This window comes from Rhizobium leguminosarum bv. viciae (genome assembly GCF_012276115.1).
Taxonomy (GTDB): domain Bacteria; phylum Pseudomonadota; class Alphaproteobacteria; order Rhizobiales; family Rhizobiaceae; genus Rhizobium; species Rhizobium leguminosarum_T.
This window is the reverse complement of sequence record NZ_WIEU01000008.1, coordinates 158,221-183,102: the sequence shown is the minus strand read 5'-3', so window position 1 is coordinate 183,102 and position 24,882 is coordinate 158,221. Positions and strand designations below refer to the sequence as shown.

17 protein-coding genes and 8 pseudogenes are annotated in these 24,882 nt (G+C 57.3%); 17 read left to right on the top strand and 8 right to left on the bottom strand.

The genetic code is table 11. The features are described 5' to 3' along the window. Positions 1 to 90 precede the first annotated feature (90 nt). From nifD to rpoN, 6 genes and pseudogenes are all read left to right on the top strand, one after another. The gene (nifD, locus tag GFM02_RS16735; RefSeq protein ID WP_003551756.1) at positions 91 to 1,587 is read left to right on the top strand and encodes a nitrogenase molybdenum-iron protein alpha chain; all 1,497 of its coding nucleotides are present in this window, start codon (positions 91 to 93) and stop codon (positions 1,585 to 1,587) included. Positions 1,588 to 1,684: 97 nt separating this feature from the next. Beyond that, positions 1,685 to 3,226, top strand: a complete 1,542-nt coding sequence (nifK, locus tag GFM02_RS16730; protein ID WP_168322223.1) for a nitrogenase molybdenum-iron protein subunit beta — start codon at positions 1,685 to 1,687, stop codon at positions 3,224 to 3,226. Between the two features lie 50 nt (positions 3,227 to 3,276). Then, the gene (gene nifE, locus GFM02_RS16725; protein WP_168322222.1) at positions 3,277 to 4,698 is read left to right on the top strand and encodes a nitrogenase iron-molybdenum cofactor biosynthesis protein NifE; all 1,422 of its coding nucleotides are present in this window, start codon (positions 3,277 to 3,279) and stop codon (positions 4,696 to 4,698) included. 53 nt (positions 4,699 to 4,751) lie between these two features. Then, on the top strand, positions 4,752 to 6,071 hold the full coding sequence (gene nifN / locus GFM02_RS16720) for a nitrogenase iron-molybdenum cofactor biosynthesis protein NifN (RefSeq protein ID WP_168283875.1): 1,320 nt from the start codon (positions 4,752 to 4,754) through the stop codon (positions 6,069 to 6,071). A 369-nt stretch (positions 6,072 to 6,440) separates the two neighbouring features. After that, complete coding sequence (gene fdxB, locus GFM02_RS16715) at positions 6,441 to 6,764, top strand: ferredoxin III, nif-specific (protein ID WP_003551748.1); 324 nt, start codon at positions 6,441 to 6,443, stop codon at positions 6,762 to 6,764. A gap of 335 nt (positions 6,765 to 7,099) precedes the next feature. Beyond that, positions 7,100 to 8,544: pseudogene (rpoN, locus tag GFM02_RS16710) on the top strand (RNA polymerase factor sigma-54). Between the two features lie 223 nt (positions 8,545 to 8,767). On the opposite strand, the gene GFM02_RS16705 reads toward rpoN, so the two are convergent. Then, entirely contained in the window at positions 8,768 to 9,316 is a 549-nt protein-coding gene (locus tag GFM02_RS16705) for a hypothetical protein (RefSeq protein ID WP_003551745.1), read from the bottom strand. 131 nt (positions 9,317 to 9,447) lie between these two features. Further along, on the bottom strand, positions 9,448 to 10,110 hold the full coding sequence (locus tag GFM02_RS16700) for a transcriptional regulator (RefSeq protein WP_017991538.1): 663 nt from the start codon (positions 10,108 to 10,110) through the stop codon (positions 9,448 to 9,450). Positions 10,111 to 11,481: 1,371 nt separating this feature from the next. Here GFM02_RS16700 and GFM02_RS16695 point away from each other — a divergent pair. After that, positions 11,482 to 11,847 carry a hypothetical protein gene (locus GFM02_RS16695; RefSeq protein WP_003551739.1) on the top strand — a complete coding sequence of 122 codons (366 nt, stop codon included), beginning with the start codon at positions 11,482 to 11,484 and terminating at the stop codon, positions 11,845 to 11,847. 268 nt (positions 11,848 to 12,115) lie between these two features. After that, positions 12,116 to 13,125: pseudogene (locus GFM02_RS16690) on the top strand (IS21 family transposase); the annotation flags it as partial. Positions 13,126 to 13,358: 233 nt separating this feature from the next. On the opposite strand, the gene GFM02_RS16685 reads toward GFM02_RS16690, so the two are convergent. Both GFM02_RS16685 and GFM02_RS35720 read right to left on the bottom strand, forming a co-directional pair. Further along, positions 13,359 to 13,592, bottom strand: coding sequence for a helix-turn-helix domain-containing protein (locus GFM02_RS16685; protein ID WP_168283876.1), 234 nt, complete (start codon positions 13,590 to 13,592; stop codon positions 13,359 to 13,361). Between the two features lie 587 nt (positions 13,593 to 14,179). Then, positions 14,180 to 14,414 (bottom strand): annotated as a pseudogene (locus GFM02_RS35720) (hypothetical protein); the annotation flags it as partial. A gap of 191 nt (positions 14,415 to 14,605) precedes the next feature. Between GFM02_RS35720 and GFM02_RS16680 the strand changes: the two are divergent. From GFM02_RS16680 to GFM02_RS35145, 6 genes and pseudogenes are all read left to right on the top strand, one after another. After that, positions 14,606 to 14,908 (top strand): hypothetical protein, encoded by a 303-nt coding sequence (locus GFM02_RS16680; protein ID WP_168283877.1) that lies wholly within the window; start codon positions 14,606 to 14,608, stop codon positions 14,906 to 14,908. A gap of 431 nt (positions 14,909 to 15,339) precedes the next feature. Beyond that, on the top strand, positions 15,340 to 16,050 hold the full coding sequence (locus GFM02_RS16675) for a hypothetical protein (protein WP_020486867.1): 711 nt from the start codon (positions 15,340 to 15,342) through the stop codon (positions 16,048 to 16,050). 297 nt (positions 16,051 to 16,347) lie between these two features. Continuing rightward, a pseudogene (locus GFM02_RS16670) lies at positions 16,348 to 17,203 on the top strand (phosphomethylpyrimidine synthase ThiC); the annotation flags it as partial. 1 nt (position 17,204) lies between these two features. After that, on the top strand, positions 17,205 to 18,188 hold the full coding sequence (thiO, locus tag GFM02_RS16665) for a glycine oxidase ThiO (RefSeq protein ID WP_168322221.1): 984 nt from the start codon (positions 17,205 to 17,207) through the stop codon (positions 18,186 to 18,188). Further along, positions 18,172 to 18,306: pseudogene (gene thiS, locus GFM02_RS35580) on the top strand (sulfur carrier protein ThiS); the annotation flags it as partial. The gene thiO and the pseudogene thiS, both read left to right, overlap by 17 nt. Positions 18,307 to 18,372: 66 nt before the next feature. Further along, positions 18,373 to 19,002, top strand: a pseudogene (locus GFM02_RS35145) (thiazole synthase); the annotation flags it as partial. A 418-nt stretch (positions 19,003 to 19,420) separates the two neighbouring features. Here the strand turns inward: GFM02_RS35145 and GFM02_RS16655 are convergent. From GFM02_RS16655 to GFM02_RS16635, 4 genes and pseudogenes are all read right to left on the bottom strand, one after another. Next, positions 19,421 to 19,624 (bottom strand): hypothetical protein, encoded by a 204-nt coding sequence (locus GFM02_RS16655; RefSeq protein WP_017991546.1) that lies wholly within the window; start codon positions 19,622 to 19,624, stop codon positions 19,421 to 19,423. 463 nt (positions 19,625 to 20,087) lie between these two features. Then, positions 20,088 to 20,297, bottom strand: a complete 210-nt coding sequence (locus GFM02_RS35715; RefSeq protein WP_080635935.1) for a transposase — start codon at positions 20,295 to 20,297, stop codon at positions 20,088 to 20,090. Further along, positions 20,266 to 21,723, bottom strand: a complete 1,458-nt coding sequence (locus GFM02_RS16640; protein ID WP_168285998.1) for a radical SAM family RiPP maturation amino acid epimerase — start codon at positions 21,721 to 21,723, stop codon at positions 20,266 to 20,268. The genes GFM02_RS35715 and GFM02_RS16640 overlap by 32 nt, the downstream gene beginning before the upstream one ends. A gap of 424 nt (positions 21,724 to 22,147) precedes the next feature. Beyond that, a pseudogene (locus tag GFM02_RS16635) lies at positions 22,148 to 22,528 on the bottom strand (IS5 family transposase); the annotation flags it as partial. A 115-nt stretch (positions 22,529 to 22,643) separates the two neighbouring features. On the opposite strand from GFM02_RS16635, the gene GFM02_RS16630 reads away from it, so the two are divergent. From GFM02_RS16630 to GFM02_RS35470, 3 genes and pseudogenes are all read left to right on the top strand, one after another. After that, positions 22,644 to 23,069, top strand: a complete 426-nt coding sequence (locus GFM02_RS16630; protein WP_003551151.1) for an ACT domain-containing protein — start codon at positions 22,644 to 22,646, stop codon at positions 23,067 to 23,069. A gap of 633 nt (positions 23,070 to 23,702) precedes the next feature. Continuing rightward, positions 23,703 to 23,915: pseudogene (locus GFM02_RS35575) on the top strand (IS110 family transposase); the annotation flags it as partial. Next, positions 23,901 to 24,404 carry an XdhC family protein gene (locus tag GFM02_RS35470; RefSeq protein WP_348643974.1) on the top strand — a complete coding sequence of 168 codons (504 nt, stop codon included), beginning with the start codon at positions 23,901 to 23,903 and terminating at the stop codon, positions 24,402 to 24,404. The pseudogene GFM02_RS35575 and the gene GFM02_RS35470, both read left to right, overlap by 15 nt. Positions 24,405 to 24,882: the final 478 nt, after the last annotated feature.

The following is a 24,882-nucleotide window of genomic DNA, read 5'->3' as shown; positions in this document are numbered from 1 at the left end:
TGACGCGCAGCGACACGCAAGGCGCCCGCCATCCCGTGAGGGAGGTTTCGCCGATGTGGCTTCAGCCGGATTTTCCAAGGGGTTGGGTTAATGACCTTCAAATACGCCAATGACAGTGATTTACATGCGAAGCTTATAGCGGATGTGCTGTCGCAATATCCGGACAAAGCAGCGAAACGCCGAAGTAAACACCTTAGCCTGGCAACGAGCGAAAAGGACGCCGGCGAGGACCCAAACGCGATTAGCGAATGCGAGGTAAAGTCGAATATCAAGTCTGTTCCAGGCGTGATGACGATCCGCGGCTGCGCCTATGCCGGTTCGAAAGGTGTCGTCTGGGGACCAATCAAGGATATGGTTCACATTTCACACGGGCCTGTGGGTTGCGGTCAATATTCCTGGTCGCAACGTCGCAACTATTACGTCGGCCTGACGGGCATCGACACGTTCGTAACGATGCAATTTACATCCGATTTTCAGGAAAAGGACATTGTTTTCGGTGGTGACAAGAAATTGGAAAAGGTCATCGATGAGATCGCTGAACTTTTTCCGCTAAGCAATGGCGTCACCCTGCAATCAGAATGTCCGATCGGCCTGATTGGCGACGATATCGAGGCCGTAGCGCGAAAAAAGGCCAAAGAACACGCGACGACCGTCGTGCCGGTACGCTGCGAAGGCTTCCGTGGCGTGTCGCAATCGCTTGGCCACCACATCGCCAACGACGCAATTCGAGATTGGGTCTTCGACAAGAAAGACATAAAATTCGATCCAGGTCCCTACGACGTAAATGTCATAGGCGACTATAACATTGGCGGCGACGCATGGGCCTCGCGCATCCTGCTCGAGGAGATCGGATTGCGCGTGGTCGGCAACTGGTCCGGAGATGCAACTCTCGCCGAAGTGGAGCGCGCGCCGAGAGCGGCACTCAACCTCATTCACTGCTATCGGTCGATGAATTATATCTCCAGGCACATGGAGGAAAAATATGGCATCCCTTGGATGGAGTACAATTTCTTTGGACACTCCCAAATCGATGCCTCGCTGCGCGACATAGCCAAGCACTTCGGGCCGGAGATCCAAGAAAAAGCCGAAAAGGTCATAGCCAAATACCAACCCCTCGTTTGGGCCGTAATCGACAAATACTGGCAGCGCCTTTCCGGCAAACGGGTGATGCTCTACGTCGGGGGATTGCGTCCTCGTCACGTCGTCACCGCCTATGAGGACCTCGGGATGGAAATCGTAGGAACCGGCTACGAATTCGGTCACGGCGACGACTATCAGCGCACTGGCCATTATGTAAAAGAAGGCACGCTGATCTACGACGATGTGACTGGCTATGAACTTGAGAAATTCATTGAGGGAATTCGGCCCGATCTCGTCGGGTCCGGCGTTAAAGAAAAATACCCGGTGCAGAAAATGGGCATTCCATTCCGTCAGATGCACTCATGGGACTATTCTGGTCCGTATCACGGTTATGACGGCTTCGCGATTTTCGCTCGGGACATGGACATGGCCATCAACAATCCAGTTTGGGGTCTCTACGACGCGCCCTGGAAAAATGACCGCGCTTTGGCGGCGGTTGCTGGGTGAGAACATAGCGTTCGCGCGTAAAAAACGCGCAACGGCTTAAGCGACGCATGTTTCTGGACCGCCCTTGAGCCGCGGCCAGATCGAAAGAGGTGACCCTATGCCGCAGTCAGCTGAGAAAACTCTCGACCACGCGCCCCTATTCTGCGAGCCGGAATACAGGAAGATGTTGGCCAAAAAAAAGCTGAAATTCGAGTGCCCACACACGGATCAGGTCGTGTCGGACCAGCGCGAATTCACGAAGAGCTGGGAATACCGCGAGAAAAACTTGGCCCGCCAAGCCCTTGTCGTCAATCCAGCCAAAGCCTGCCAGCCCCTCGGCGCGGTCTTCGCAGCGGCGGGATTCGAGCGAACGATGTCGTTCGTCCATGGCAGCCAAGGTTGCGTTGCCTACTACAGATCGCACCTATCGCGCCATTTCAAGGAGCCGTCATCGGTGGTCTCGTCATCGATGACGGAAGACGCCGCTGTATTTGGCGGCTTGAAAAACATGGTCGACGGTCTCGCCAACACATACAAACTCTATAACCCGAAGATGATCGCGGTGTCGACCACATGTATGGCCGAGGTCATCGGAGATGATCTGCATGGTTTTATCGAAAACGCCAAAAGTGAAGGTTCGGTCCCGCGCGATTTCGATGTCCCCTTCGCCCACACGCCTGCCTTTGTCGGCAGCCATGTCGATGGCTACGACAGCATGGTAAAAGGTGTGCTGGAGAATTTCTGGAAGGGCGCCGCGCGAAGTGAAGCCACCGCTTCTATCAACATCATTCCTGGATTTGATGGCTTCTGCGTTGGGAACAATCGCGAATTAAAACGCCTGCTCGACTTGATGCAAGTGACTTACATGTTTATCCAGGACGCATCAGATCAGTTTGATACGCCCTCCGATGGCGAATTTCGGATGTATGATGGCGGGACCAAAATCAATGACGTGAAGGCGGCGTTGGACGCGGAGTGGACATTGTCCCTGCAGCATTACAACACTCGCAAGACGTTAGATTACTGCAGAGATGTTGGACAAGCGACGATCTCCTTCCGCTACCCTCTCGGCGTCGAAGCTACCGACGAACTTCTGATGTTGATATCGGAGATTTCCAGCAGAGAAATTCCCGAGGCGATCCGCCTGGAGCGCGGTCGACTCATCGATGCGATGGCGGACAGCCAAGCTTGGCTATATGGAAAAAAATACGCGATTTACGGCGATCCAGATTTCGTTTATGCGATGGCGCGCTTCATCATGGAGACCGGCGGCGAGCCAACCCACTGCCTCGCCACAAACGGCACCTCGGCTTGGGAAGCCGAGATGAAGGAACTCCTCGCATCCTCGCCCTTCGGGAAGAATGCACAGGTTTGGCCAGGCAAAGATCTCTGGGCAATGCGCTCGCTACTTTTCACTGAGCCCGTGGATCTCCTGATCGGCAATTCTTATGGGAAGTATCTCGAACGGGACACCGGTACCCCACTGGTTCGGCTGACGTTTCCAATTTTTGACCGGCACCATCATCATCGATTCCCCCTCATGGGCTACCAGGGCGGACTGCGTCTTTTAACGGCGATCCTCGACAAGATCTTCGACAACCTCGATCGCGAAACAATTCACGCGGGTGTGACAGACTATTCGTATGACCTCACTCGCTAAGAGAGGCGGCCGGTCAGGCCTTTCACTCAACCAGATATGAAGGCAGACGAATGTCCGCGCTCAACGCCAAAATCAAAGATGCCTTCCACGAACTAGCGAGTGAAAGGAGCGGCAGCAAGGGTCCTAAGGAGCGCCGAAGGAATTGCGCGGGGCCAATGGCCCCGGGAACGGCCGTCGGCGGTTGCGCTTTCGACGGCGCCAAGGTCGCACTGCAGCCGATCACCGATGTCGCACATCTGATTCACGGTCCGCTCGCCTGCGAGGGAAATTCCTGGGACAACCGTGGCGCTGCGTCGTCAGGTCCAACACTTTGGCGCACGAGCTTCACGACTGATCTTACGGAAATCGACATTGTAATGGGACGCAGTGAACGGAAGCTCTTTAAAGCGATCCGGGAAATCAAGGATGGGTATGCGCCCGCGGCAATCTTCGTCTATTCAACCTGCGTTACAGCGATGATCGGTGACGACATCGACGTTGTTTGCAAGCGAGCGACGGACGAATTTGCTTTACCGGTGGTGCCGGTCAATGCACCAGGTTTTGTCGGATCTAAAAACCTCGGCAACAAGCTAGCGGGCGAGGCGCTGCTCAAGCATGTCATAGGTACGGTTGAGCCCGATGAACCGGGCCTTTGCGACATCAACATACTCGGCGAATTTAACCTCTCGGGTGAGTTCTGGCAGGTGAAGCCGCTCTTGCATAGGCTCGGCATCCGCGTCCGCGCCTGTATTCCCGGAGACGCGCGATATCTGCAAGTCGCCTCCGCCCACCGCTCACGCGCGGCGATGACGGTGTGTTCGACAGCGTTCGTTACGTTGGCACGTAAGATGCAGGAACGCTGGGACATTCCGTTTTTCGAGGGCTCCTTCTATGGCATCTCCGGCACCTCGGAGGCGCTCCGGCGGATCGCCGATCTGCTTGTAAAGAAGGGTGCTGACCCCTCGCTTTTGCATCGCACGGAAATCCTAGTAGCGGAAGAAGAGGAAAAGGTGTGGAAGAGGCTGGAAGCCTACCGACCTCGCCTTGAGGGCAAGCGCGTGCTTCTAAATACAGGCGGCGTGAAATCCTGGTCGGTCGTCCATGCCTTGATGGAGATCGGCATGGAGATCGTCGGCACATCAGTCAAGAAATCGACGCTCGAAGATAGGGAGCGAGTGAAACAGACCCTGAAGGAGGAGAACCTCCTGTTCGAGTCGATGTCGACGCGCGAGCTTTTCTCGCTTCTACTCGAGAGAAAGGCTGACATCATGTTGTCGGGCGGACGCACCCAGTATATAGCGCTAAAGGCAAAACTGCCCTGGCTTGACATCAACCAGGAGCGTCATCACGCTTACGCTGGCTATGAGGGTATGGTGCAACTTGCTCGACAAATTGACCTGGCAATCCACAATCCGGTATGGCCGCAGGTGCGCGAGCCGGCGCCATGGGAGCCGGCCTTGGTCGTTGAAAAGCGAGCGAAAAGGGATGCGTAAGCGCGTCGAACCAAAACCGCGAGATCACTCGCAAAAAATGTTGAGGTCGTACTATGGCACGCGTCGTATCTCAAACCAAGTCGGCGGCGGTCAACCCCCTGAAGTCGTCTCAGCCGCTTGGTGCTGCCTTCGCCTATCTGGGCGTCGACGGCGCAATACCTCTGCTCCATGGCAGCCAGGGATGTACGAGCTTCGCGCTCGCACTGCTCGTGAGGCACTTCAATGAAGCGATCCCGCTGCAAACCACGGCGATGAACGAAGCCGCGATAATCGTCGGCGGCGCGGATCGTCTCGAAGAGGCAATTCTCAGCCTCAAAGCCCGCACAAGGCCACGACTGATCGGGATATGCACGACCGCATCGGTAGAGGCCCGCGACGAGGATGTCGTCGGTGACGTCGAAAACATCAAACGCAGGCGGGCGATAGAACTTGTGGGCACCGAAGTGGTAGTCGCCAACACGCCTGACTTTGACGGCGCCATAGAGGAGGGTTGGTCTAAAGCTGTTACCGCCGTGATCGAGGCAATAGCGCGACCTGACAAGCAGTATCGCAATCGGAGGAAGATCGCGATACTGCCTGGCTGGAACTTAACGGTTGCTGACATAGAACATCTGCGCGAAACGGCCGTAAGTTTCAGCCTCGACCCGGTTATTCTGCCCGACGTATCCGGAGCGCTCGACGGCTCCATCCCCGAAGAATGGATGCCGATAACGAATGGCGGCACGAAATTGCAGGAGATCCGCGATCTCGGTGCGACGATGCAGTGTATCGCAATCGGTGAGCATATGCGGCGACCGGCTGAAGCGCTGCAGAGACTGACCGGTGTGCCGTACGTGCTGTTTAGATCGCTGACGGGCCTAGAAAACGTCGATCGCTTCATTCGCGTGCTTGCCGCTATGTCACGCAAACAGACACCGCTCAATGTCCGCCGCAACCGAATGCAGTTGCAGGATGCCATGCTCGACGGACATTCCCATATGGCAGGCAAGAAGATCGCAATCGCTTCGGAGCCCGATCAACTTTTCCAGCTCTCCAACTTTTTTACTGCCATGGGTGCGGAAATTGCGGCCGCGGTCACCACGACCGGCACTTCGAAGGCGCTCGAGATGGTACCGGCGAAAACCGTCAAAGTCGGCGATCTCAGTGATCTGGAAAGTCTCGCCGCAATGGCCGATCTTATCGTCACACACTCGCACGGCCGAGAAGCTGCCAGACGTCTCGGCGTTCCGCTGATGCGGGTGGGTTTCCCCATGTTCGACCGCTTCGGCAGCCAGCACAAGCTTACAGTGTTATACCGGGGAACCCGCGACTTGATCTTCGACTTCGCGAACATCATTCAGGCTAATCACCCTCCGAACCCCTGGCCCAATTGACTCAACCGACAGCCGGGAAACGCAATAATGAGATCAATTCGTCGCGTCTCGCTCTTCAAGCGGACTATCAACGCAGACGAAAAGGCAGGTGGGCACTTCGCGAATAGCCATCGCCACACAAGACATGAAGGGACTAACAGCGCAGTTTGAATCGGTCAGACGATTTGACGCGACATGCAACTCGAGGACCTTCGTGCAAGCCGCTGGGTTCGAAAATACAAGATCGGAAGAGACAGAAGCGAAGGTGGAGGACTGCACTGGTGTAAAGATTGCGGCGTTAGACAGCTGCCAACTCGCGTTTGTCTGACAATTGGCGTGCCATCCTCAGCGCTTTTGTCATCGGCAGAACACGATAAATCGGAGGAATCTATGAAAAGCTCATCCTTCACTCGCGACGGGTCCCGATGGATGCCGGAATATCTGAATTCGATCAACCCTGCGATGTGCATCGGCTGCGGTCGCTGCTTCAAGGTTTGCTCACGCGAGGTCATGCATCCCCACGGCATCGATGAGGCAGGTGACATGCTCGGTGTTTGCGATGGCGAAGACGACTTTAATGGTGAGCTCAGTCGCGTGATCATGGTCATTGATTATCCCGGACGCTGTATCGGCTGCGGAGCGTGCGGCCGCGTCTGCCCCAAGAACTGCCAGACTCATATCGCCGTCGATCATCGTTCAGTGCTCGAATCTTGAATTCCGTTCCGAGCGGTATAAGCCCCCGGCGCGGTCCAGTGCGAGACAACCGCATCGGTCGAACGCGCGGAGAAGGTAGCATGACAGTTTTGCGTGAAAGTAAATCCGGAAAATGCGACGCGAAGATCCTTCTGGGGTACCCGATCTGCTTCGGAGGCAGTGGTTACTGGAAACACCACGTCGAAAGCCGACGATCAGAGAGAGGAGACATTGAAGTGTGCATCAAGCCGCGACCTACCTCTCCGAAAGTAAGGTGATTTCTCAGCGTCGCCGAAAGCAACTGTCGCGACTTGAGAAGATCGGGCATGGCCTCGCGAATTAAGTGAAACTTTATTGTGAAACAATCCGCCAATCTTTTCCTGCGCCAGACCCAGTCCCTGGGTGATGACACCGCAACTGATGCAATCCATCCAGTTGCTGCAGATGACGCATTTTGAACTCACCCAGTTCATCGCCCAGGAAGTCGAGAAGAACCCGCTGCTCGAATTTCCGTCGAATGACGGCGAGGCGGCCGGCGAGCGCGGCGAATCCGAAGATGGAGAGTACGCTCATCAGCCCGAGGATGCCGGGTCGGATGACGGTTACGACAACCGCACCGAGGCGCTCTCCAGCGACTGGTATGACAATGGCGGCAGCGCCAGCACGAGCCGGCTGAACGACGAACTCGACGCCAATTACACCAATATCTTTCCTGATGACGGTGCCCCGCAGCGCCTCGATGCGCCGGAGCTCGTCAGCCAGTGGAAATCGATGCCGGGCAGCGGCGAGGGTGCCGATTACGATCTCGACGATTTCGTCGCCGGCCAGGTGTCGCTGCGTGATCATCTCGCCCAGCAGATCCCCTTCGTCCTGCCTGACATGGCCGACCGGCTGATCGCGCAGAATTTCGTCGATCAGCTCGACGACTGCGGTTATCTGCGAATGCCTGGCGATCCAGCTCAGGCAGAAGGACCGGTATGACCCCGCCATGCAGGCTCTGGTCGAAAACCTCGAACTCCTGGCGCGGCGTGATTTCGCCACGTTGAAGCGGCTCTGCGGCGTCGACGAGGAAGATCTTCTCGACATGCTCGGCGAGATCCGTCAGCTCAATCCGAAGCCTGGCAGCGGTTTCGAGGCAGGTGTTTCCGAAGCGATCATGCCGGATGTGGTCGTCAGAGCCTCTTCGGACGGCGGCTGGCTGGTCGAGCTCAATCCGGATACGCTGCCGCGCGTGCTGGTCAACCAGTCCTATTTTTCCCGTGTGACGAAGAACGGCGAGGACCACGCCTTCCTCTCCGATTGCCTGCAGAGCGCCAACTGGCTGACGCGCAGCCTCGACCAGCGGGCAAAAACCATCATGAAGGTGGCCAGTGAAATCGTCCGCCAGCAGGACGCCTTCCTGCTGCATGGCGTCGATTGCCTGCGCCCGCTGAACCTGAAAACGGTCGCCGAGGCGATCAAGATGCATGAATCCACCGTCAGCCGCGTCACGTCGAACAAATATATGCTGACGCCGCGCGGCCTCTTCGAACTCAAATATTTCTTCACTGTCTCGATCAGCGCGGTCGCGGGCGGCGACAGTCATTCGGCCGAGGCCGTGCGTCACAAGATCCGTGCGCTGATCCTGCAGGAGAGCCCGGAGGCGGTGCTTTCCGATGACGATATCGTCGACATGCTGAAGAAGGGCGGCGTTGATCTCGCCCGCCGCACGGTTGCGAAATACAGGGAGGCAATGAACATCGCCTCTTCGGTCCAGCGCCGCCGCGAGAAGCGGGCGCTCGCCAAGCTCGCCGGCTTCTGAGTCCCTTGCCAAGATCGCGGGAGCTGCTGCTGCCGCAATGCGTCGGTCTCCGTGTTCGGCTACGCAAATGTTCCATACCAATGTCTGACCGAGGACGAGGCGCCGCTGAACCGCGATAAACGCCCCTTTGGGCTTTCCCTCCAAGTGCGTTTGTGGCCAAGCTAGGAAATGCGTTTGACACGCCGCTCATGCCCAAGGTCCGGAGCATGGGTTTATGACAGGTTCAGCGTTCGAAACGTTCCAGCATCCTCTTCAATTGTGCATTTTGCATTTGAAGCTTGCGTGCCAACTGGTACCGGAGAAGCCTGATTTCTTCGTCGAGATTGATTGCATCGCCGAAAGCGGTGGGAGCGGGTGGGACAACGACTGCAATAGTTTCCGGTTTCTTGCCCCGCATGCGCTTTCGCGTTTGACCTTCGCCAACTCGAAAGACTTTTGGTGCTGCATGCGCGGCTGTATCGGCCTCATTGGACAAAGCCGGGTCAGCCGCTTCCACGGGCCTGGCGCTTTCGACATCTGCGGTATCGTCAACAATGCTTACCGCTTCCTCGGCATGATGCGGGTCCACTGACACCGCCTCGCGTTCTTCGTGAATGAAGGGCTTTTCGTTGGCCGCACGATCCACGGCGCTCAACCGATTGTCGGCCGGCGCTTCAGTCAGCTCGGCGATGGATGATACGTCCGGCTTCACATCATCGGTCGAGCCGCGTTCTTGCTTCTGCTGGCGTCGCCGTGACACCAGCCCAGCAAGAAGTTTCCATGGAGACGCCATTTTATTCGACCTCGAATTCTACTGCGTATGCAAACTGCGAGCAAAAACGTCGGCGGCAGAAGGATCCGCCGCCAAAATATTCACTTCAATAAGCATGAGAGTGCGGCCAGCGCGTGACCGTCTGCTGCCGATCAACCGAGGTTCAGTCGCTTTCGCAGATCGGCATTTTCAGCGCGGAGCTTTTCCGCCAGCAGCTTGCGCAGTCTCTGGTTTTCCTCTTCGAGCTGCAGAAGATCCGCGATCTCATCAACTGCCGCCACCGACGGTGCCGCCGCTGTCGACACAGCCTTCGGAGCACGTTTGACAGGCGCGCGCTTGGCACTCGGCGTACCTTCGTCAGGCTTTGCCTTACGTCCTCTTTTTTGTTTTCCAACTGCGGCACCCGAAGCAACTGCCGGTTCCGCCGAAACGGTGACTGGGGCCGTTGCAGGGACCACCTTCTTGGCGCGAGGTTTGCGCACCTTCTTCGGTACATCGGGCGCCGCGGCGGCCGGCGTGTTAGCATTGGTCATCGTATCGTTTTCGTCGGCCATTATGGTCTCCTGTAAAGCCGATGCATTTTTCTCCTGCTCAATCGGCAGTGTCAATAACGGCCCGGCCTGTTCTTCTCCGGATACAAGCATCTCGCTACTTTTTGCGTGAGGAGCTAGTGACATAAATGGCATTGCCTCGTCCTGCAGATCTTGAGCAACGGACTTGAGATCGGTGTCTCCCCAAATCGAGTTCGGTTTGGAATTCAGTTTTCGCCGACCTGATTTGAACTCCACGGCAAAGCTGCGCTGCACTTTTTTCACTTTAAAGAAGCCTCTGGTGTCTGTGGTAATTTTTCAGCGACGTCTTCAGCCATCGCAACAAGCCTTTCAGATAACGACTGCCGTCCATTCGGTCTATCCTTTTTAAGTATTCGGCTCACACGCGGCTCCAATCGCAGAAAACCACTTATGGACGCAACCGTGACAAAACGATCGAATCGCAGCCGTCGGATTTAGTTCCGTTGACGCCGCTCACTGTGACTGATTCTTGTGACTACTTCGCGGTTTCGCCGGCCCCGGCACTCGTCGCACGAAGTGCACAACTCTCTACGACCCACATGGCGAGCGATTGCATCGAGAAGAGGCTGACGACCCCACCGAGGTCTTAGGTGATGGATTCAAAAATTCGGGCTACTCGTTGCAGCAAGACCCTTGAACTTGGAAAACCAATTTCGATTGGATTGAGGTCGGGCGAATGGCGGGCAAGACGAGGAGCCGGGCGCTTTTTTGCTTTGACCAATTGATTAGCCTGTCGCTTTTGTGGGAGCCAACGTTGTCGACGATGAACGGGTGACCCTCAGCGTCAGTCAGGGTGTGGCACGGCGTGCAGAGATGTGATGAATGGAGTTACGCCGCGGCGCATTTATCAGACGATGATCCGCAGGCGTACTCTGATCCTCAGACGCCGAGCGCGATTTATTCGGGCGGTATCGACCGGCCGAGCCGCTTGCGGAAATCCGGGTACTTGCGGGTGATCTTTGAAAGAAAAGCTGGGGAAGCACGCCGGTGGTTGCCGCGTCAGATGCTCCTGCTTTGCAACAAAAATCAGCAATCGGCCTCCCCCTAGAAAATTCAAGACAATGCGATCTCCGCTCAATTTCTTCTGCACGGACCGTAAGTCGCAGTCCCGGACGGCCCGATTAACCGAGATTCTCCACGTCCAACTTACGACATTGTCGTCACCTTTGTCGGCTTCGCGAAACGCATTCGTCTTCGCCCAATCACGTATTTTCCGCTAGGAAGTTGAAATAGCAGCAATTTATTGTTCGTCGGCTGTATCATCCTGGTTGGCACGAATCTTGAGAGCTATTGCGAGGCAGCGGAACGGCCGCGGCATCCGCGTTGCGGGATAACCTCATTGGGCTGAACACATGAAGGGACACAAACTATGGCGGGAAGTGGCGGAACTGGCAACTCGCCGAGAATGTCGGCAAGTCCCAAAAGGGGGTGGACGTGCTCGCCGGCATCCGCGACGAGGATGTCGATGTCGGAGCGGCGCCGAAGACGTATCATGCTTCACGAACGGCCAAGGCTTTCTGAGCTCGAGGCGATCTGGAGATTAAAGATGTCCAAAACAGAACCTAAGTGTTTCGTTGCCGTCATACATCATCAGGAAGCACGAAGGAGTTCATCATGCCGTTGACCAAGACGAACACCAACAACGCAATTCGGGGAGGAGTTACCCCGAACCATGAGCAGCGGAATGACTGTAGCGCTGCCATTGCACAAATCACTTTCGCCGATCTGGGACGTGGGGCTGGCACACTGCATACCGTGGGCGTTGCCCGTGTCGACATACAGGGACGAACCGCGGCGGGTGATGCGAACATCCAAGTCCAGATGGGTGGACGTACCGTCGCTGCTGCAATGATCTTCAATTCCGTGCAACAGACGACGGATCCCGCCAATCAAAGGGGAGCGGCCAACGGCACCATCTCGGTGCTCCGTCAGAGCATGGACAGCGGGACGGTCTGGAATTTGACAGGAACGCTTCCATGACAGTCTAGCGCGCAGCAGACTGCGCTGCGACAAACAAGTTGAGACTCAGCGTCAATCAGGATGAGACTCGGCGGCGGGGGTGTGACGAAGGGAGGGCATAGCCCGACCGGAGTTACACCCCCGCCGCGGTGCAATTTTTCGGCGTCTCATGATCGCGGTTGGGCCCCGTAGCGTCGGTGATTTTCTGAGAATGGAGAATCAACTTTGTGCCGGGTCGCCATTTAACCGATCATCAGACGAGGCTTTTTATGAAGTACCGACAACACAGCGTCTCCCATCGCAGACCAAGCCGCCGCGCGACCGGCGTCGCCCCGATCCCCTTGAGCACATCTTCGACGCCGAGATTGTTCCGCTTCTCAAGGCCGCGCCCGGCATCCGAGCAGTCGCCGTTTACAACGAGATGCTGCGGCCTCATCCAGAGTTGTCAGAAGGTGTTCGCCGTACGATTGAGCGTCGTATTCGATCATGGCGGGCTGTTCACGGTCAGGAGCAGGAAGTAATCTTCCGTCAGATGCACGAACCCGGTCGGTTAGGACTGTCGGATTTTACCGACATGGGCAGCCTCGGCGTGACGATCGCCGGCCAATCGCTCGATCATCTGCTTTATCACTTCCGGCTGGTCTGGTCGGGCTTCGAGCATGCCCATGTCGTCCTGGGTGGAGAGAGCTTCGTCGCTCTGGCCGAGGGGTTGCAGAACGCCCTGCGGTCGGTTCGGCCGCCTTCCGCAACCTCGATGCCGACGCCAAGGTCGATCTGACGCAGCGCTACGACGAACTGTGCGCTCATTGCCGCATGACACCGACGCGCAACAACAAGGGCGTCGCGCACGAGAACGGCTCGATCGAAAGTTTCCACGGCCATCTCAAGAATGCATCCGCGATGCTCTGCTGATGCGCGGAACAGGGACTTTGGCGACCTCGGATCCTATCGCGCCTTCATCGATGAGATCGTCAGCCGTCGCAATGCGGCACATGGCAAGCGCATCGATGCCAAGCGCACGCATCTGCAAGCTCTTGCCGATCGTCGCACCACCGACTTCGAAGAGGTCATCGTCACCGTATCGAGCACCGGCGGCTTCGCGTTGCGCAAGCTCTTCTACACCGTGCCTTCCCGCCTGATCGGCCACCGGCTGCGGTGTGTCTGTTCGACGATCGCCTCGACGTCTTCATCGGCGGCACGCATCTGCTGACACTACCCCGAGGCCGCCCCCATGCGAGTGGCAAGCACGATCAAGTCGTCAACTATCATCACGTCATTCATTCCTATTGTGCGAGTCCTTCAAGAAGCTTACTGGACGATCAATCGTAACAGCTGTTCGGTTCCCATGTTTTCTCCCCACCCCAATCGGTGATCGTCTTTCCATGGAGACTTTTGTGGTTGCCGTCCGTGGCCCAAGAAGTTTTAAAAACTGCGCCGGAGTTAGAACAGCATCCCGTTGAAGCGCGACCCGTGAGTTTCTGCACCCATCTTCCTTCAAGAGTTGCAGCGGTGGAAGAAGCTGTTCAACGATGTCAGCGCGGCGCATCGCATATCTTTTCTAGAATCCTTAGAGCGGATGCGGTCCTTCGGATCCTCGACGCGTCGAAATCCGCGTCGTTCTCTAGAGCTGTCACCTCGGCCACAGTCAAACCAGTGGTTTCTGCGACGTCGTCCAGCGAATAGCCGCGAGCCAGGCGAGCTTCTGCAAGCAGAGCGCCAACGGACGGGGCAGCTGGGGATTTCGCAATCTTCGAGACCATGTTCATGTCGTTTAGGGCTCCTTTTGGCGGCCGGAAAACGTGCATCCGTTTTCTAGTTCCACCGCTGCCGACCGCGTCCGGCAACGGACAGTTTCTTCGATCTCCGCGGGCGCTCTTTCTATCAGTTTGTGCAGCGGAGTACAGGTCTGACGCGACCAGGGCGGACAACCACCCTTGCATGGCAGCGGACGAGAGGTAACCCAAGCTCACAGCTGCGGCGCACACTCACGAAGGCCCACAAGCAGCTTCCGATCTGGCAGGAGCGTTCGCCCCGGAAGGGGGCTCGTGGGAAGTGGTGTACTGATCATTTCCAAGCGGCGAGCGATGGACAAACATTCGAGAATTGCCTCGGCGTGATACGCTCATGGCCGGCAGGTTTGGCCAGAGCGTGTGCGAAACCTGCCGGGCGCTGTTGATCGGCCGTCGTCTTGAAGAGATCGCCGAAGAACGGCGCATCGGGATCAAGCGCGGCCTGAGCTCAGGGGTCGTTCATAGTCTTGGCACCTTGGAGATTGTGGATCTTCCAGCGCCACACAGGATGCGAGCAAACTCCGCGTCCTGCGTGGCGTCGACGCCGCCCACGACGACCTTGCTCATATCCTTGCCGGCCTTTTGAAACGGCTGATCATACCGTGGTGCCTTGCGGCCCACGGATTTGGGCGTGCGCAGTCAAGCATGGGTTGAGAACGGCGCAGCTGATGACGCCTTCGTCTGCTGACCGGGCCGCGACCTCGCCCGCAGACGCCGCCCGAGGATGGACTTGTATCGTGCCGTTTCGACCAGCGAGCGTTTGCCGTACCCGTTAGAGATCTGCCATTTCATCCGGCCGCCAAGATATGAAGCGCGATATATGTAGTAATATATATTACAACGTATTCCCCAACTTACGCGTTTTCGAAGCGGAAAGTAAGAGCTGACAAATTTGAAGAGATATACTTTAACATATATCCCGCACATCTGTTGCGTTGTTCGTCGTTTTCATGATGAGTTACGATAGTGCAACAGGAAAATTCTTTCCGATGAATCCTGAAATCTTGCCGGCGACGTCATCGTCGGGAGGCTTGCACAAGGAGCACGACGACATGGATCACCAAAAGACATCAGCCAAGCGTCTTGGCTATTCGCATCTGCGGCTGGCAACCATCGACGGCGTGTCGCTGCCTGGTCTACAATTGTCACTCGACCGGAAGGAGGGCTCTGCGTCGCCGAGGAAGACCTTTTTCCAACAATTGCTCCTCGATTTTGCTGTCGGTTGCGAGCTATTTTATCCGCTCCAGCTATATGAACATTCCGCAACGAGGGAGGGGCGACAAAGGCGCTGAACCGTTAAGCGAGAGTTACGATATATGATGAGGAAGATTCGGACCGGCCGCCATGTTCCTCATTTGAAATCCGCGTCTATCGGGTTTCCATATTCCAGGATGGAAGCGCCGGCTCGGTGGCCAACGCTTGCAAACTCCAACAACAGGTCGGCGAGCGGATGGAGGATATCATGAACGACCTTGATGCGACGCAAGCAAAGGACGGCCCGGGCACACGGGCTTCAACAGGTGTGAACCAGCACGGCAGGAACATCGGAAGACGGTAAGAAAGTCTATCGGGAACCCGACCGTTAAACGGTACCCGCAAGGCGCAGTTCAAATCTTGCGGCCGGTATCAAATACGCTGACAACGCGCGGTCGCCATCAAAATCAACGAAATTTGACGCGCAGGGTTCGCCCATCAAATTTACTGCAGAAAGGATTCGTTCTCCGTGTCATTTTGTTCTTCGAAACGCATTCGCATCGCCGCACTTGCAGCGACTGCCATCGTGCTGGGCACCCAGATCGCAATTGCGCAAGAACCGTCTATAGGGTCTCAGTGGCTGAACTCGCCGACATCTCGAGTGGAAGCGCTTGCGGTCCTTCAGACCTTGAATGCCAATCTCCTGAGTAACGCCAGTGCTACGTTGACCCTTGATCGCTGGTGCGCCGCGCACAAGCTTGCACCGGAAGGTTCCAAGATTGTAGCGCAGCGTGTGGGCGGGCAAGACAAGCCGGCCGATGAGCACATCCGTGAACTTCTGACCGTCGGACCCGGTGAGCTGATCGCTTATCGCCGCGTCCGCCTGGTCTGCGGCGACCGCGTCTTGTCGGAAGCCGACAATTGGTATGTACCCGCAAAATTAACTGCAGAGGTGAATCAGACGTTGAAGACCAGCGACATCGCGTTTGGCAGAGCCGTTCAGGCTCTTAATTTCACTCGCACAAACCTGTCTGCCAAGTTGCTCTGGTCCCCTCTATCCGAAGGCTGGGACATGGAGGGCTTAATAGCGCATCAAACAAGTTCCCTTAGCCTGCCGCCGTTCCTGCTCGAACATCGTGCTGTACTGAAACTTCAGGACGGCACGCCGTTTAGCGCCTTGGTCGAAAGCTACACGGACAAAGTACTAGACTTTCCAGTTCCGCGCCTGCTTTCTCAATAGCGCTTCGGTAATTCGGTATACTTGCTGAACTGGGCGGGATAAAAATCGACAGCCACTGCATGCGACAAAGGCGCACTGGCTTGCGGAAGCGTGCCGGTCGGGCGATCGACTTGTCGATTCGTTTGATCACGGCGACCACGCACGATAGCCTGAGTGTAACCTGACCCCAAGCCATCGCAGATTGTCGCTTGCCAGTCCCCTCGGCAAGCCTCTACCCTTTTTGGCATTCACCAGGGGGGTTCCGGCAAGGGGGCTGAGATACTGCTATCGCGCGCAGTGACCCGTTGAACCTGATCCATGACGGGCATCGTATCGCGCGGCGGTTCGATCATGGCGAAGTGGTGTCTCCATCACCATCGAGAAAGCTTTCTCTACGAGCATTTCGAGGAGATCTGCGACATCTGCCGCGCCTATGACGTCTCCTTTTCGCTCGGCGATGGCCTGCGCCCCGGCTCGATCGCCGACGCGAATGATGCGGCGCAGTTCGCCGAACTGGAAACACTGGGAGAGCTGACCAAGATCGCCTGGGCGAAAGACTGCCAAGTGATGATCGAAGGCCCCGGCCATGTGCCGATGCACAAGATAAAGGAGAACATGGACAAGCAGCTCGAAGTCTGCGGCGAGGCGCCTTTCTACACGCTCGGGCCGCTGACGACCGATATCGCGCCGGGCTACGATCACATCACCTCTGGGATAGGCGCAGCCATGATCGGCTGGTTCGGCACGGCGATGCTCTGCTACGTCACGACCCAAGGAGCATCTGGGGCTTCCCGACCGCAACGACGTGAAGGTAGGCGTCATCACCTACAAGATCGCGGCTCACGCCGCAGATGTCGCCAAGGGGCATCCGGCGGCACAGCTGCGCGACGACGCGCTCTCCCGCGCCCGTTTCGAATTCCGCTGGGAAGATCAGTTCAACCTCTCGCTGGACCCAGAAACCGCCCGCAGCTTCCACGACAAGACGCTGCCGAAGGAAGCCCATAAGGTGGCCCATTTCTGCTCCATGTGCGGCCCGAAATTCAGCTCCATGCGGATTTCGCACGATATCCGCGCCGAAGCGCAGAAGGAGGGTCTGGATGCGATGGCAGCGCGTTATCGCGAGGGCGGCGACCTCTATATGCCGGTAGAAGCCCTGCAACATTCGGGCGAATGAGATGCGTGTGCTTGTCAAAGGGGCCGGCGTTGCCGGCCTGACGGTGGCGTATGAACTGCGCGCTCGAGATGCCGAGGTTACCGTGCACGATCCATATGACGGTTTCAGGCGTGCTGCTTCGTGGCTCGCGGGCGGAATGTTGGCGCCCTGGTGCGAGCGGGAGAGTGCTGATGACGCGGTACTCATGCGCGGTCTCACCGCCGCCGACAAATGGGAGGCAATGGTGCCGGGAGAGGTGCGACGCAACGGAACGCTCGTGGTCGCCTCGGCTCGCGATCTTGGTGAACTGCGACGCTTTGCCTGCCGCACGACGGGTTATGAATGGCTGGAAGAGCCGGCGATTGCGGCGCTGGAACCCTCTCTTGGCGGGCGGTTCCGGCACGGGCTGTTCTTTCGCCGCGAAGCCCATCTCGATCCCCGGCGAGTGTTGTGTCTGCTGCGCACCAAGCTGACGGTTCAGGGGGTCACCTTCGTGGGCGAGAGCCCACACGAGAGCTTCGACAGTGTCGTCGATTGCACGGGCGCAGCGCGCATTGGCGAGGCAAAGGAGTTACGCGGCGTCCGCGGCGAAATGCTTTACCTTAGAAGCTTTGACGTGGATCTCTCCCGGCCGGTCCGCCTGCTCCATCCGCGTTTCCCCGTCTACATCGTCCCGCGTGGAGACGGTGTGTTCATGGTCGGCGCGACAATGATCGAGACGGAATTCGGCGGGCCAATTGTCGCCCGTTTACTGATGGAACTGCTCAACGCTGCATACACGCTATTTCCGGCCTTTGCCGATGCAACCATAATCGAAACGGGTGTCGGAATTCGCCCAGCCTTTCCGGACAATCTTCCACGTGCAAGCCATCAGGGAACGGTGATCTCGCTCAACGGCCTCTACCGCCACGGCTTTCTGCTCGCGCCATCCATGGCGGCCGAGGCGGCTGAACTTGTCTTCAACCAACATACCACGGGAGGAATGCCCCATGAAATTGATCGTTAACGGCGAGGCCCAGGATGTCGCGGCTGAGACGCTGTCGGAGCTTTTAGTCCTGATGGAATACGAAGGTGACTGGCTGGCGACAGCCGTAAACGGTGAGCTGGTCCATCGCGAAGACCGGTTCGATCGTTCGCTCAACGACAATGACAGGATCGAAATCCTGTCGCCGATGCAGGGAGGCTGGCGGATGCTGACGCTTTACGGCGCCGAAATAAACTCCCGTCTGCTGCTCGGCACAGCGCGTTACCCCTCTCCTGCCGTCCTCTCCGAGGCCGTCAGGCAATCGGCGACGGAAATCGTCACCGTCTCGCTTCGTCGTGAAATGTCTGGCGGCCGCAGTGGGGGCGCCTTCTTCGAGATGATCCGCGCGCTCGGCGTTCGTATGCTCCCCAACACTGCAGGTTGCCACACAGTCGCCGAAGCGGTCCTGACCGCAAAGATGGCACGCGAGCTGTTCGCCACCGACTGGATCAAGCTCGAGGTCATCGGCAACCATGATACGCTACAGCCGGATGTCTTCGGTCTCGTCGAGGCGGCTCGCATTCTCGTCAGCGAAGGTTTTGAAGTCTTCCCGTACACGACGGACGATCTGGTCGTGGCCGAACGACTGCTGGAGGCCGGCTGCAAGGTGCTCATGCCTTGGTGCGCACCGATCGGCAGTGCCGCCGGGCCGCTCAATCCGACAGCGCTCAGAGCAATGCGGGCGCATTTCCCTGGCGTGTCGCTGATCGTCGATGCCGGCATTGGCCGGCCGTCGCATGCAACTGCGGTCATGGAGCTCGGTTTCGATGCGGTTCTGCTCAACACCGCCGTTGCCCTCAAGCAGATGAAATGGGCACCGCAAGGTCTGCCGCGGCTAAGAGAATGGAAATCGCGCATCGGCGACCTGCCTCTGGTCACCATCGGAGGCGCCCTTGCTCACGGGGCGGATAGCGTCGCGGTCGTGACCGACGTGATGCGGCATGAAAATCCGGAACTGAGAACAAAGCAATGGATCATCGCCACAGCGCAGGCGGGAACCCGCAATCTCAGTAAGTCATCAGGAAACCCGGGTTATCGATTTTAGAATCTACGGGTCGTCAAGGTAGTGGCGCCATCAAAAATCGAAGTTCAAACCACGTGGAACCGAAAGCGTACCGGTCTTCACAGGATTCGAACCACCGACACCTAGGTAGAAGGACCTAAGTGCCTGAAAGACCAAAGCTAAGCAGGGGAGCAATCCGCCCACTAGAACTTCAGTAAGCATCCGGTGAGTACCGCATCTCGCCGTGCAGGCTCAGAGGTATGACCGGAATTCCGCGACAGCTCTTGCTGCCGGCGGCTTCCGCCTTGGCGATCATTGCTTCCGCCTCGGCTGTGATGGGCCGGGCACGCTCCTCCTCCAAGGCCGCAAGTGCGCTGGTGAGGTCGTCAGGAAGCTTTTCAGCCGCATCGTTCATGGGCCATTGGAATCATATTCAACCCCGCCATTCCAGTGTTTTTGCTTATCCGGCCGAGGTCGGCCGCCAGGTTTTTTGCCGATCCCTTCTAGCAAATAAATGAGCTGCGCCGGCGTGATCACCACCGAGCCTGCCGACGGCCATATTAAGCCCTCCGCGTTCTAGCTTTTTGTGAACAGGCAGGCTCCCTGGCCGTCATACCCATATGACCTTAATCAGGTCACTCCACGACCGCGGAAGACGAACAGATGGCCGCACATCGGATCGCTTCAGCGTCTCTTACCTTCGGCGAGAGACCCAGAAATCCCTTGCGCATGTCTGTGTGGCCGTTTGTCAACCAGACCTTCACCCCACTCGGAACCGGGATCATCGCCGACCCAGCACACAATCGAGAATGCGCCACGCGCCTCCGTGTCGATGTCGCTGTCCACGCGCACACGGCGACCGCGGCCCAGCTCAATCGTCATATCTCTACGCTTCCGGCGGGTCTGCGATCAGGCCGGGGCTTCCTGACATCGATTCCAGCAGCGCTGGCAACCTCCGAGATAACCGCATCCGACTCAAAGCAGGACGCGACAAGTCGTTCCTTATCCTCGCGTGACCAGCGGCGGCGTTGACTAGCATGATATGTACGCCAGTGCTCATTCTGGGTCCTCGCTGGTCTGATAGGCAAAGTGGTCGTCGAGGTCCTCTTCGATCAACCCTTGCATAAAAATGTTGTCCAGCCAACTGGCGAGACTAAGGGCGTTCGATCCGTCAGTTACGGCCCGAGCAACCAGCTGCGCCGTCGTGTGATCGCCACTTGCGATTATATCGCCAAGGGAGATCGGAGCGACATTGTCGCCTACCGTATAATGAACGTTGCGTGAGCGGAGGTTAAAGTGAGGCTTTCCGGCTTCGTACTTCAAGTCCCTGCGGAAGCGGATCAGCCGGTTGGGAAGTGGGCTCTCGTGCATGTGCTCGTCGATGATGCGCTGGATGCTCTCCCGAAACTCGTCTACCGTTTTAAAGAGCCGCTTTGCCACAATGCGGTAGCCGAGAGGCCACCGTTCACTTGCCGGTACCGGCGTCACCAGCCTTATCTCTCCTCGCGGCATATTCACGAGGAAACCGGAAACGCAGGCGATCGTCGTGGGATTATTATCCGATCCCGCGACTGCGTCGTTGCTGTTTTCTCCTGTTAGTTTCTGCTCGCGAGCCCGCCCTGCCAGTGCTTTCGGGATCCCCGCCTCCTTGCCCTGCAGGATGAGTTCAACGCCCATCAGGTCCTCAGGCGAAAATGCTGCATGAATCTGATCAAGTTGGTCCCTGTTCAGAACGGAGAAACGGTTCGGCACGCAACGATAGCGCTTAAACAGTTCGAGAACGCGCCTGGTGAGTGGCTGATCTTTGAGTGGAGCGGCAGTCGTCGTTTGTGGCAGCGCGCTCGTGATCTGATAGTAGTCCTGGAGAAAGCGGTCGTAGTCCGGGTTATCCATTGGCTCTGTCGCAAAGTAGCAGAAGCCGGTGCGGGCTGCTGGGCCAAACATCTCACTCGCGACGCCGACCACGCCGCGCCAAAGCGCGGCGTGATCTTTGCTATATTCATAATGTCCGTTGAAAGGACCCGCCGACACGCCGCAAAACCAACATTTCCCAGTGCAGCCGTCGCTCAGTTCGAAAGCAATGGCGGGGTGCGTGATCGACTTTGGGGACATTCCCAATTCGCTGTCACAGCGGAGGATTTGGCGCTTGCGCCATGTCTGAAAACGAGGGACGACCATCGCCATTTTGCTCTCTTCGCACAGCATGTCCCGATGCTCGATCAACTCTTCATGATACTCAAGCCACCTTGCCGCCACCGGCCACGCTGCGCGCTCCGGCTCTTCGCGGTACTTGGCGTAGCTCTCGTGCCAGAGCGGCAGTATATCCACTGGATCGAGGTCGATACCATAGCGCTCGGCAATGGTACGGGAGTTGTCGACGTTCTCCAAAAGCGCGGGCAAGAATGCCTTGTCGCCGACCAGGCGTTCCATGAAACGCTTGACATGCGACAGCGTGCGAAGCTGTTCGGCTGTGCGTCGATCAAATATGTTTCGGTAGAAATCGGTAGCTGCCATTACAGGCCCTCCTACAGGTTTCAGATTAGGCCGCGCGCCGCACCCCGAAGCGGGCCGCGCCGCGCGGCCACAGCCCTCCTTAGCGCTAGAGTGTTACGGTGACGGCCACGACTACAACTACTTCAACGGCGACGTTCGTGATTACGGTGTTGCCTCTCACGTGATGCTGGCCAATGATTTCTCCTTCGACAAATGCATCCGCGGATGCTGTGTAGTTCTTGGCGTCATCGATTGTGAAATCGTAACCATGCTTTCTGGCGCATGCCACCAGCGATGCGAGGCCCGTAGTATTTGTTTTCACATCTTCGCGGAGGGCATTGTCTGCCATCAATTGGGGTGGGCCGGCACTGATGGCGTCGGATGATCAAGACCGCGCCAACCTTTTCCTCAAGCGCCCTTATGCGCTACGACACTGCCGAAGGCGTGATCCCGTGGTTTTTACGCTTTGACTGTCGATCACGCCCGCAGACGGGGAGGCTTCCCGGCCTTCCAGTTCACGCGTCGCCATTACAAGACGATGATTGATCCGACCCCACAGCCCTGTCGCTCGCCATTCGTAGAAGTATGACTGCACAGTTGTAAAAGGCGGAAAATCCCTGGGCAGCATCCGCCATTGGCACCCAGTCGCGGCGATGTAAAGCAACGCATTCACGACCTCGCGAAGATCGGTACTGCGCGGCCTGCCCAGCCGCCTCGGTTCAGGCAGGCAAGGCGAGATCAATCCCCATTCCCGGTCCGTCAGATCGCTTGCATACCGCATTGCCCGTCGGGCATATTGCCGACGGGTGAAATCAGTCCAGCCCATTGTGGTCTCCGTTCGTCCTAAGCAAACAAACAGAATCACAACGGCCTGGTTTCACTCAACTCTTTTTCGGTCAGGCTCTAAGACACCTGATGATAGACAACGGAGGCCGCCAAAAATGACTACTGTTTTGCGAGACAAGTTCGAAATGCTGTCGAACATGACGCCCTCGCTCATAGACGGCGAGTATGTGTTCTGCTCGATACCTAATGATGGGAGCAAAGTTCACGATCTGAATCCGATTGCGACATTCCAAGAAAGGGAAGGCTTGGCAGTGGTCCTTGAGAAAGGAGAAGCCCACGAAGCGGGGTTCGAAACTTCGCTTGCGATGCGCCAGATCACCCTCAACGTGAATTCTGCGCTCGACGGCGTCGGCCTTACGGCGGGCGTCGCTGCCTGTCTCGCAGACGCTGGCATTCCGTGCAACATGGTGGCAGCATATCACCACGATCACATTTTTGTGCCGACGGGCTTAGCTGACCGAGCATTGCATCTGCTGGCAGCATTGCAAGCCGAGTCTGCACGGGCGACGCGCAAATATTGACGAACAGTTAGTCCCCGCACATAACCGGCGAGGCAGCAATAATTTCGCGGGCAAGGGGCAGCACGAGCAGACCGGGGCGTTCCTCGCCGAGAAGGCCCGAAGACCGACGCTATGTGCGCGATCATTGTTTTCGCTAAAAGCTGTGCGCACTCGCCTGACACCGACAGCACATCGAAGTTGTTATAGGGAGGACGCCAGTAGATAACATCGGCCTGGTTCGGGCAATCCACGATCTTTGGAATACGGGTGATTTAAAGCTGTGCGATCAAATGTACGCTTCGGATTGTCGCACATTGGCCGGCGAGTGCGCATGAACTGACAAGGGGGGCATCAGAGGCTACGCCATGTCTATGCCTACCACGATCTCACAGCCGGTTGCTCGCGGCGCCTCAGCCGATGATATACGGCCCATCGCAATCACCATGCCTTCGCCACATGATGATCCTAGTTTCGCGCCGCGACGCTCCGGCGCCTTAGACCGCATGTTCGTGGGGAGAAAGTGGCCCGCCCCCGCGGTAAGCTGATTTCGGGGGTTGCTCTGGATAGGCCGGAGCCTTGCCCCAAGCTTAGCGAGGGCGAACCATGACAGACGATAGCGTAATTTTCATTGGCTTGGATACGTCGAAGTGAAAGATTTCGGTGGCCATTGCCGACGGATCCCGCAACGGCGAAGTGCGGTTTTTGGGCGACATCTCCTCGGAGCCGACCTGGGTGGCCTCAATGGTCAACAAGCTTTCCAAGCGCGGTTCCAAGCTTCACTTCTGCTATGAGGCTGGTCCCACGGGTTACGGTCTTTACCGGCAGATTGTCGAACTGGGGCATGAATGCGCGGTGGTGGCGCCCTCAGCTGGAGATCTGCCCGGGATTGGGAGTGCCGCGCTGGGAAGCGGAGAGCTTTGTCCGTCCCTATGTACCGCGGATACGAATCGTCTTGTGGGGCCGATCGATAGAACTGGACGCCACATCGAGACTGGCGCAGGCGGCCGGTTTCGACACAGCCATCATCGATCCTTCGCGGTCGGATTTTCTAGGATTGAGGCCTGCGATCAGGATACGGCCATCGTTCTCCTGCATCATGATGTCGATCGCGAGACCCCTTTTCTCGCAGCGGCTCTGAGAAGCGACGCGTTCTACATAGGCGCGCTCGGCAGCCACAAAAGTCATCAGCGGCGCTGTCAGGAACTGCGGTCCCGGGGTTTTGGGGACGTTATCATCGGCCGGATAAAGGCGCCGATCGGCATATTCCCGAGGGCGCGGGATTCTTCGTCGATCGCCCTATCCGTTCTGGCCGACATCACCGCAATAAGCACGAGAAGGGCTTTGGAGAATGCATGAATTCGGACCGACTGGTGATGCCCAACCGGTCGGCTGGTAGATCCGTCCGGGCGAACGGTCAGACCACTGCGACTTCCGCTGTACCTATCGTATGACGGAAGATTCAGCGCTCCGGCTTGCAAGAATCGAATTGCCGGAGTTTATCGTGGCTCGCAAGGTCCCGGTGGGCGCAAGCGCCTTGCCGGAATCGGACATTGGATATCGGTCATAAAGGTGTCCAATAGCGCGTTGTCAAACTACGGGGCATTCTGCTGACGGCGGCTAGAAAACTTTTGGTTGGCTTTTCGTAAGGACGTATTTGGCCCTCTCCCGTGATTGCAGAGTTCGTGCGATGTCTTATCGTCGCCGAGCCGCCCAATTCCCTCGAGATGACGTTCCTCGCGCCAAAGAAGAGGGGCACCTCGAAGCGACGGAACGATGACCTAGAAAAGCCAGAGGACCGTTAGCGCTGCGCAAGGAACATGTTCTCGTGGGGCTA

Coding starts and splice junctions, on each gene's coding strand:
- nifD (WP_003551756.1), top strand. CDS start 91: ATGACCTTCAAATACGCCAATGACAGTGATTTACATGCGAAGCTTATA.
- nifK (WP_168322223.1), top strand. CDS start 1,685: ATGCCGCAGTCAGCTGAGAAAACTCTCGACCACGCGCCCCTATTCTGC.
- nifE (WP_168322222.1), top strand. CDS start 3,277: ATGTCCGCGCTCAACGCCAAAATCAAAGATGCCTTCCACGAACTAGCG.
- nifN (WP_168283875.1), top strand. CDS start 4,752: ATGGCACGCGTCGTATCTCAAACCAAGTCGGCGGCGGTCAACCCCCTG.
- fdxB (WP_003551748.1), top strand. CDS start 6,441: ATGAAAAGCTCATCCTTCACTCGCGACGGGTCCCGATGGATGCCGGAA.
- GFM02_RS16705 (WP_003551745.1), bottom strand. CDS start 9,316: ATGGCGTCTCCATGGAAACTTCTTGCTGGGCTGGTGTCACGGCGACGC.
- GFM02_RS16695 (WP_003551739.1), top strand. CDS start 11,482: ATGCCGTTGACCAAGACGAACACCAACAACGCAATTCGGGGAGGAGTT.
- GFM02_RS16685 (WP_168283876.1), bottom strand. CDS start 13,592: ATGAACATGGTCTCGAAGATTGCGAAATCCCCAGCTGCCCCGTCCGTT.
- GFM02_RS16680 (WP_168283877.1), top strand. CDS start 14,606: ATGAATCCTGAAATCTTGCCGGCGACGTCATCGTCGGGAGGCTTGCAC.
- thiO (WP_168322221.1), top strand. CDS start 17,205: ATGCGTGTGCTTGTCAAAGGGGCCGGCGTTGCCGGCCTGACGGTGGCG.
- GFM02_RS16655 (WP_017991546.1), bottom strand. CDS start 19,624: ATGAACGATGCGGCTGAAAAGCTTCCTGACGACCTCACCAGCGCACTT.
- GFM02_RS16640 (WP_168285998.1), bottom strand. CDS start 21,723: ATGGCAGCTACCGATTTCTACCGAAACATATTTGATCGACGCACAGCC.
- GFM02_RS16630 (WP_003551151.1), top strand. CDS start 22,644: ATGACTACTGTTTTGCGAGACAAGTTCGAAATGCTGTCGAACATGACG.